The sequence below is a fragment of the Thioalkalivibrio sp. ALJ3 genome, assembly GCF_000377205.1.
GTDB lineage: Bacteria > Pseudomonadota > Gammaproteobacteria > Ectothiorhodospirales > Ectothiorhodospiraceae > Thioalkalivibrio.
This window is the reverse complement of record NZ_KB897910.1, coordinates 107,162-114,688: the sequence shown is the minus strand read 5'-3', so window position 1 is coordinate 114,688 and position 7,527 is coordinate 107,162. Positions and strand designations below refer to the sequence as shown.

At 63.5% G+C, this 7,527-nt stretch carries 6 protein-coding genes and 3 tRNA genes; 5 read left to right on the top strand and 4 right to left on the bottom strand.

What is annotated here, in order from left to right; translation table 11 throughout:
• The 4 genes from tuf to C935_RS0111350 form a co-directional block, all read right to left on the bottom strand.
• A partial coding sequence (gene tuf, locus C935_RS0111365) for an elongation factor Tu (protein WP_018862618.1) occupies positions 1-1,181 on the bottom strand: 1,181 nt, incomplete at its 3' end.
• Between the two features lie 65 nt (positions 1,182-1,246).
• Positions 1,247-1,322, bottom strand: a tRNA-Thr gene (locus C935_RS0111360).
• 44 nt (positions 1,323-1,366) lie between these two features.
• Positions 1,367-1,440: transfer RNA gene (locus C935_RS0111355), tRNA-Gly, on the bottom strand.
• Positions 1,441-1,496: 56 nt separating this feature from the next.
• Positions 1,497-1,581: transfer RNA gene (locus tag C935_RS0111350), tRNA-Tyr, on the bottom strand.
• Positions 1,582-1,799: 218 nt separating this feature from the next.
• On the opposite strand from C935_RS0111350, the gene pilB reads away from it, so the two are divergent.
• The 5 genes from pilB (at position 1,800) to zapD (ending at position 7,494) form a co-directional block, all read left to right on the top strand.
• Positions 1,800-3,518, top strand: coding sequence for a type IV-A pilus assembly ATPase PilB (gene pilB, locus C935_RS0111345; RefSeq protein ID WP_018862617.1), 1,719 nt, complete (start codon positions 1,800-1,802; stop codon positions 3,516-3,518).
• Between the two features lie 51 nt (positions 3,519-3,569).
• Complete coding sequence (locus C935_RS0111340; RefSeq protein WP_018862616.1) at positions 3,570-4,781, top strand: type II secretion system F family protein; 1,212 nt, start codon at positions 3,570-3,572, stop codon at positions 4,779-4,781.
• Between the two features lie 315 nt (positions 4,782-5,096).
• Entirely contained in the window at positions 5,097-5,960 is an 864-nt protein-coding gene (locus tag C935_RS0111335; RefSeq protein WP_018862615.1) for an A24 family peptidase, read from the top strand.
• Positions 5,961-5,964: 4 nt separating this feature from the next.
• Positions 5,965-6,576: a dephospho-CoA kinase gene (gene coaE, locus C935_RS0111330; RefSeq protein WP_018862614.1), complete on the top strand. Its 612-nt coding sequence runs from the start codon at positions 5,965-5,967 to the stop codon at positions 6,574-6,576.
• A gap of 147 nt (positions 6,577-6,723) precedes the next feature.
• Entirely contained in the window at positions 6,724-7,494 is a 771-nt protein-coding gene (gene zapD / locus C935_RS0111325) for a cell division protein ZapD (RefSeq protein WP_018862613.1), read from the top strand.
• Positions 7,495-7,527: the final 33 nt, after the last annotated feature.

Sequence of the window (7,527 nt, the reverse complement as noted above, 5' to 3'; positions counted from 1 at the left end):
ATCTTGGATACGACGCCGGCGCCGACGGTGCGGCCGCCTTCACGGATCGCAAAGCGCAGACCATCTTCCATCGCGATCGGGCTGATCAGCGACACGGTCATCTTCACGTTGTCACCCGGCATCACCATCTCGGTGCCTTCCGGCAGCTCCACCGAGCCCGTCACGTCCGTCGTCCGGAAATAGAACTGCGGGCGATAGCCATTGAAGAACGGGGTATGACGGCCGCCCTCGTCCTTGCCCAGGATGTACACCTCGGCTTCGAAGTGCGTGTGCGGGGTGATCGAACCCGGCTTGCACAGCACCTGACCACGCTGCACCTCGTCGCGCTTGGTACCACGCAGCAGCACGCCCACGTTGTCGCCCGCTTCGCCCTGGTCCAGCAGCTTGCGGAACATCTCCACACCGGTAACGGTGGTCTTCTGGGTGTCGCGGATCCCGACAATCTCGATCTCCTCGCCCACCTTGACCACACCGCGCTCGATACGACCCGTCACCACCGTGCCGCGACCAGAGATCGAGAACACGTCTTCCACCGGCATCAGGAAGTCACCGTCCACCGCGCGCTCCGGCTCCGGAATCCAGCTGTCCATCGCCTCGACCAGCTTGTAAATGGCCTGCGCGCCCACTTCGCTGTCGTCCCCTTCCAGCGCCTTCAGCGCGGAACCGGTGACCACCGGAGTGTCGTCACCCGGGAAATCATACGAGGACAGCAGATCGCGCACTTCCATCTCGACCAGCTCAAGCAGCTCGGGGTCGTCAACCATGTCGGCCTTGTTCAGGAACACCACGATGTACGGCACGCCCACCTGACGCGCCAGCAGAATGTGCTCGCGCGTCTGCGGCATCGGGCCGTCGGCCGCCGACACCACCAGGATCGCGCCGTCCATCTGCGCCGCACCCGTGATCATGTTCTTCACGTAGTCCGCGTGCCCGGGGCAGTCCACATGCGCGTAGTGACGAACGTCAGACTCGTATTCCACGTGCGCGGTCGCAATCGTAATCCCGCGCGCCTTCTCTTCCGGCGCATTGTCGATCTGGTCAAACGCACGGGCCTCACTGCCGTACTTCTTGCCCAGCACCGCCGTCATCGCCGCCGTCAGCGTGGTCTTGCCATGGTCCACATGACCAATCGTCCCCACATTCACATGCGGCTTCTTACGCTCGAACTTTTCCTTGGACATCTCTCGCTTCCCCGGATCGTGACGCTTTCACAAGCGACGCAGGTTGTACGCTGACTTACAAAATTTGGAGCTCATGACCGGATTTGAACCGGTGACCTCTTCCTTACCAAGGAAGTGCTCTACCGACTGAGCTACATGAGCCTGACTTACCTGGCCAGGGGCAGACCCGAACCGTTCGGATCAACTGGAGCGGGTGATGGGAATCGAACCCACATCATCAGCTTGGAAGGCTGAGGTTCTACCATTGAACTACACCCGCAGAACCCTGGCTTGCCGAACCACCGCCCGCTACAGGCCGCTGGCTTGAAAACCCGATGGTGGAGGGAGGAGGATTCGAACCTCCGAAGGCTGAGCCAGCAGATTTACAGTCTGCCCCCGTTGACCGCTTGGGTATCCCTCCTCGATCAAGCCGCGTATTCTGAACCAGCGCGAAGCGCAGCGTCAAGCGAGGATTGCATACGCGACACACTGGATGTGATCCGCGCCGCGGGCACCCGGAGCCACTCCTTCCTCACTCCCCCATGGTCTGGCTCATACCCGACGTCTGACGGTTTCCATTCCACCGCAGACGCACGTAGAGTGTGTTTATTAAGGACAAGGATTCGCGCGTAGACGCCCATGCCCAACACGACAACGGCGCCCCGCCTGCCGGGTCTGGCCAAGCGTCTGGTGGACGCTGGCCTGATCGCAGAAGATATTGCTGCCCAGATCGCCGAGGAATCGCGCGCTCAGCAGACCCCGCTAATGCCCCTGCTCGCCAGCAAGGGGCAGGTTTCCGAAGCCCGTCTGGCCGAGGCCGCCGCCGAGGAATTCGGGCTGCCGGTACTGGATTTGTCATGCTTTGATCCAGAGCTGCTGCCCAAGGATCACCTGAACGAGAAGCTGATCCAGAAGCACCACGCCCTGCCGATCATGCAGCGCGGCAACCGGCTTTACATTGCCGTCTCCGACCCCACCAACCTGGGCGCGACCGACGAGTTCAAGTTCGCTACCGGGATGCCCGTTGAGGCCGTGCTGGTGGAGGGGCACAAGCTTGACCGCCTGATCGACAGCGCGCTGAGCGCCGCCTCGTCACTGATGGACGACCTCGGGGACGACGATCTCGAGAACCTCGCGATCGAATCCGGCGGCGGCGAAGACCAGGAGTCTCCGGACGCAGCCGACGCGGTGGACGATGCACCGGTGGTGCGTTTCGTCAACAAACTGCTGATGGACGCGATCAACCGCAAGGCATCGGACATCCACCTCGAGCCGTTCGAAAAGGACTTTCGCGTGCGCTTCCGCATCGACGGGGTACTGCACGAGGTCGCTCACCCACCCAACAACCTGGCGCCGCGCATCACCGCGCGCGTGAAGGTCATGTCACGCATGGACATCGCCGAACGGCGGGTACCGCAGGACGGGCGCATCAAGCTGAAACTCTCGCGCACGCGCTCGATCGACTTCCGTGTTTCCTCGCTGCCCACGCTGTACGGCGAAAAGATCGTCATGCGTATCCTCGACCCGAGCAGCACCCAGATGGGCATTGACCAGCTCGGCTACGAGGAACACCAGAAAGAGGATTATCTCCAGGCACTCAAGCGCCCCTACGGAATGATCCTGGTGACCGGTCCGACCGGCTCGGGGAAGACCGTCTCGCTGTATACCGGTCTCGGGATTCTGAACACGGCGGACCGCAATATCTCCACAGCAGAGGACCCCTCGGAAATCAACATGCCCGGGGTCAACCAGGTCAACATCAACCCAAAAGTCGGACTGACGTTCGCCAGTGCCCTGCGAGCCTTCCTGCGCCAGGATCCCGACGTCATCATGGTGGGGGAGATTCGCGACCTGGAGACCGCGGAGATCGCGATCAAGGCCGCACAGACAGGGCACCTGGTCCTCTCCACGCTGCATACCAACGACGCCCCGCAGACCCTGACCCGACTGGCGAACATGGGGGTACCCCCCTACAACATCGCCTCCTCGATCCTGCTGATCATCGCGCAGCGCCTGGCGCGCCGACTGTGCACTAACTGCAAGGAACCGGAGGATCTCCCGGAAGAGGTCCTGCGCAAGGAGGGCTTCACCGACGCCGACATCCAGGCCGGAGTCACAGCCTACCGGGCGGTGGGCTGCGATCAGTGCACGAACGGCTACAAGGGACGGGTCGGCATCTATCAGGTCATGCCGATCAGCGAAGAAATGCAGCGCGGCATTCTGGAGGGCTACAACTCCATGCAGCTGGCCCAGCAGGCCGAAAAGGAAGGGGTCGAGGATCTGCGTCGCGCCGGCCTGATGAAAGTCATGGCAGGGATGACCAGCCTCGAGGAAGTTAACCGCGTGACCAAGGACTAGGAGACGCCGGAAGGGCTCCGGTTCGGGTCAACAGCACAGGGGGACAGGTAGATGGCCGATTCCGGGACAATCTACGCTTGGGAAGGACTGAACAAGAACGGCGACCGGGTCAAGGGCGAGACCCCGGCCGACAGCGAAGCCGTCGCACGCTCCGAGCTGCGCAAGAACGGCATCAATGTCGTCAAGATTCGCAAGAAACCGAAATCGCTCTTTTCCGCCGGCAAGAAGAAGATCGTCCCCGCGGACATCGCCTACTTCCTGCGGCAGATGACCACGATGCTGCAGTCCGGCGTGCCGCTGGTTCAGGCGTTCGAGATCGTCGGGCGAGGCAACGAGAAGCCGGCGATGCGCGATCTCGTACTCAAGCTCAAGGCCGACGTCGAGGGCGGCGAGACCTTTGCCGCCGCGCTGGCCAAGCAGCCCAAGTACTTCGATGACCTGGTCGTCAATCTGGTCGAGGCCGGCGAGCAGGCGGGGACGCTCGAGACCCTGCTGGACAAGGTGGCCACCTACAAGGAAAAGACCGAGGCGCTGAAGGCCAAGATCCGCAAGGCGATGTTCTACCCGGCAGCGGTCATCGTGGTCGCGATCGTGGTCACGGCCATCCTGCTGATCTACGTGGTCCCGCAGTTCGAATCGCTATTCCAGGGCTTTGGCGCGGACCTGCCGGTCTTTACCCGCATGGTGGTCGATCTCTCGGGGTTTGTGCAGTCCTGGTGGTGGCTGATTCTCGCGGCCATGGTCGCGATCGGCTTCGCCTTCGTACAGATCCGGCAGCGATCACCGCGGTTCGCGCGCTTTCTCGATATCGCCATCCTAAAGGCCCCGGCCTTCGGTCCGATCCTGCGCAAGGCCGCGATCGCCCGCTTCGCGCGAACGCTGTCGACCATGTTTTCGGCCGGTGTACCACTGGTCGATGCCCTCACCTCGGTCTCCGGCGCCACCGGCAACGCCCTGTATCGCGAGGCCACGCTGCGCATGCGGGACGAAACCTCGGCCGGGGCCCAGTTGCAGTGGTCGATGCGCAACACCGGCGTGTTCCCCAACATGGTCGTGCAGATGGTCGCGATCGGCGAGGAATCCGGCTCGCTGGACTCGATGCTGGCGAAAGTGGCGGACTTCTACGAGGCCGAGGTGGACAACGCCGTGGACAGTCTCTCGAGCCTGCTCGAACCCCTGATCATGGTCGTACTCGGCGTACTGGTCGGCGGCCTGGTGATCGCGATGTACCTGCCCATCTTCCAGATGGGTCAGGTCATCTAGGGAAGCCCTGACCAATGTACACACTCACGTTGGTACCCCAGGTTTTCCGAGACAAGGCGCGTCGTGCAGCGGGTAGTGGTTCTACCCGCCCGTTTTCGGTTGATTCGGGGCGCAACGCCGTATCGAGGAACCTGGGGTACCAACCCCACAAACCATTGAAAGCAGGGGCTCGGCCGCCCGTTGTTATTAAAAACGGGCGCGCGCACGGCGTTGCGGCTCCCTTGTGCAGAATGACTGCACGGCAGTCGCCGCGCCTTGTTCGCACGCAAAAGCGACTCGAGCGCGAGCGTGCACATTGGTCAGGGCTTCCCTAGGATGCTCGGCACCGAAGAGTTCCTGTCGCCACCCTGGGCAATCGCGGTCGCAGCGGTATTCGGGCTGCTGATCGGCAGCTTTCTGAACGTGGTGATCGCCCGGCTGCCGGTAATGCTGGAGCGTGGCTGGAATGCCGAGGCGCGGGCCATCCTGGAACAGGAGCCCCCGGCGGACGACACCCCGTTCGACCTGCTGCGCCCGCGTTCGCGCTGTCCCCACTGCGAGCGGCCGATCCGCGCGCACGAGAATATCCCCGTGCTCAGCTTTCTCTGGCTGCGCGGCCGCTGTCCGGGCTGCGGCACGGCCATCAGTTGGCAGTATCCGTTGGTCGAGATCCTCACCGCGGCCCTGTTTGCCCTGACCATCTGGCACTTCGGAGCCGACACGACGGCACTGCTGGCGCTGATTTTCACCGGCATTCTGATCGCCGCCGCCGGAATCGACGCGCGCACCACCCTGCTCCCGGACCAACTGACCCTGCCGTTGCTCTGGCTGGGGCTACTGGTCAATATCCCGGGCACCTTCACCGATCTGCAGTCGGCCGTGATCGGAGCGGCCGCCGGCTACCTGGTCCTGTGGCTGATCTATCATGGCTTTCGCCTGGCCACCGGCAAGGAGGGCATGGGGTATGGCGATTTCAAGCTGCTCGCCGCACTGGGCACATGGCTCGGCTGGCAGGCCCTGCCGGTAATCCTGCTGCTGGCCTCCCTGGTCGGGGCGATCGTCGGCATCCTGCTGATCCTCCTGCGCGGGCGCGACCGCAATATCCCGATCCCATTCGGGCCCTATCTGGCGGCCGCCGGGTGGCTGGCGCTGATCTGGGGCGATACGCTGGTGGCGCTCTACTTCCCACAGGGGCTCTAGTTTCATGCGTCGGGTCGGACTGACAGGGGGGATTGGCTGCGGCAAGAGCCGCGTCGCCGGACTGTTCGCCAGCCTGGGGGTGCCGGTCGTGGATGCCGATCGGATCACCCGTGAACTGCAGCAGCCCGGCCACGACCTGCATGCGGCAATTGTCCGCCGTTTTGGCCCGGGCATACTGGACGCCCGCGGCCGGCTGGATCGCGGGGCTTTGCGCGCACGGGTCTTTGCGCAGCCGGACGAGCGCAAGGCACTGGAAGCACTGGTGCACCCGGCCGTGCACGCGGAGCTGGAACGGCGACTCCGCGAACTGCCAGACGCCACCGGCTATATCCTGATCGTCGTGCCACTCTTGTTCGAGGCCGGATGGGAGAACGGGTTTGACGAGGTCATCGTAGTCGACTGCGAGCCAGCGGAACAGATTGAAAGGGTCGTGACTCGCGACGGTCGCAGCCACGCTGAAATACAGGCGATCATGGACTGCCAGTTGACCCCGGAGGAGCGCCGGCAGCGGGCCGACCACCTCATCACCAATGACAGCGCGACCACTGATGAAAACCTGCGTCAGCAGGTGGCCGCGCTGCACAGGCAGTTGCGTGACGAAACGGGTGATGGGTAACTTCGTACGCGGTCCGGAGTACGGCCACGAGCCGCGTGCAGTTCCGGCGTCTTTCCGGACCGGGTGGAAAGTCGCCCCCGGAATACCGGATACTGCCGAAACCTCGTTGCCCCGCAACACTGCGAACCCAAGCCGGACGGGCCGCCCGTGATCCAATTGCTCACCTTCGAACAACCGCTGCATGAACGTGTGCGACTGCTGCTGCGTTTGGAGGCCCTGGCGCAGCGGTTCGGCGACGCCCTGGAATCCGGCCGGCCCTTCGACCACCACGAGGCACTCGTATCGCTGGTCGACATCTATGCCCTGGTCACACGCGTCGACATCAAGCGCGAACTGATGGGCGAGATCGAGCGCCAGACGGCGAATCTGAACCGACTCACGCACCAGCCCGGCGTCGACCCCGAGCGCTTTACCGAGACGATGGAGGCCCAGACACGCCTGCACACGGCGCTGGAGGCCCAGGCGGGTGCACTCGACCACCGGGTACGCGGTAACGAGTTCTTCAACAGCGTGCGCCAGCGCATGGCCCTGCCTGGAGGGGCCTTCGATTTCGATCTGCCGATCTACCACCACTGGCTGGCCCAGAGCTCCCAGGAACGGACCGCACTGCTACTGGAGTGGTTCGAGCCACTCAACACGGTCGCGGAAGCGACCATCCAGGTATTGTCCTACATGCGCCGCTCCGGGCGTTCCGAGTCAGCACTCGCCGAAGACGGCTATTTCGAACGCAGCCTGGATACGAGTCATGCATGGCAGCTGATCCGGGTCAGTGTCGACCCCGACCTGGGGTACTATCCGGAGATCAGCGCCGGACGCCAGCGCTTCACGGTACGGTTTTTTTCCCCCGAGGACTTTCGCAGCCGCCCCGTCCCAGCGGCGAGAGACATCGAATTCCAGCTGTGCTGCTGCGCCCTGTAAGCCCGCGGCACGCCCCCCAACTCGATCCTGAGC

What these genes read in the sequence shown, in the direction of transcription:
- coaE (WP_018862614.1), top strand. Translation starts at nt 5,965, where the DNA reads ATGCGTCGGGTCGGACTGACAGGGGGGATTGGCTGCGGCAAGAGCCGC.
- pilB (WP_018862617.1), top strand. Translation starts at nt 1,800, where the DNA reads ATGCCCAACACGACAACGGCGCCCCGCCTGCCGGGTCTGGCCAAGCGT.
- C935_RS0111340 (WP_018862616.1), top strand. Translation starts at nt 3,570, where the DNA reads ATGGCCGATTCCGGGACAATCTACGCTTGGGAAGGACTGAACAAGAAC.
- C935_RS0111335 (WP_018862615.1), top strand. Translation starts at nt 5,097, where the DNA reads ATGCTCGGCACCGAAGAGTTCCTGTCGCCACCCTGGGCAATCGCGGTC.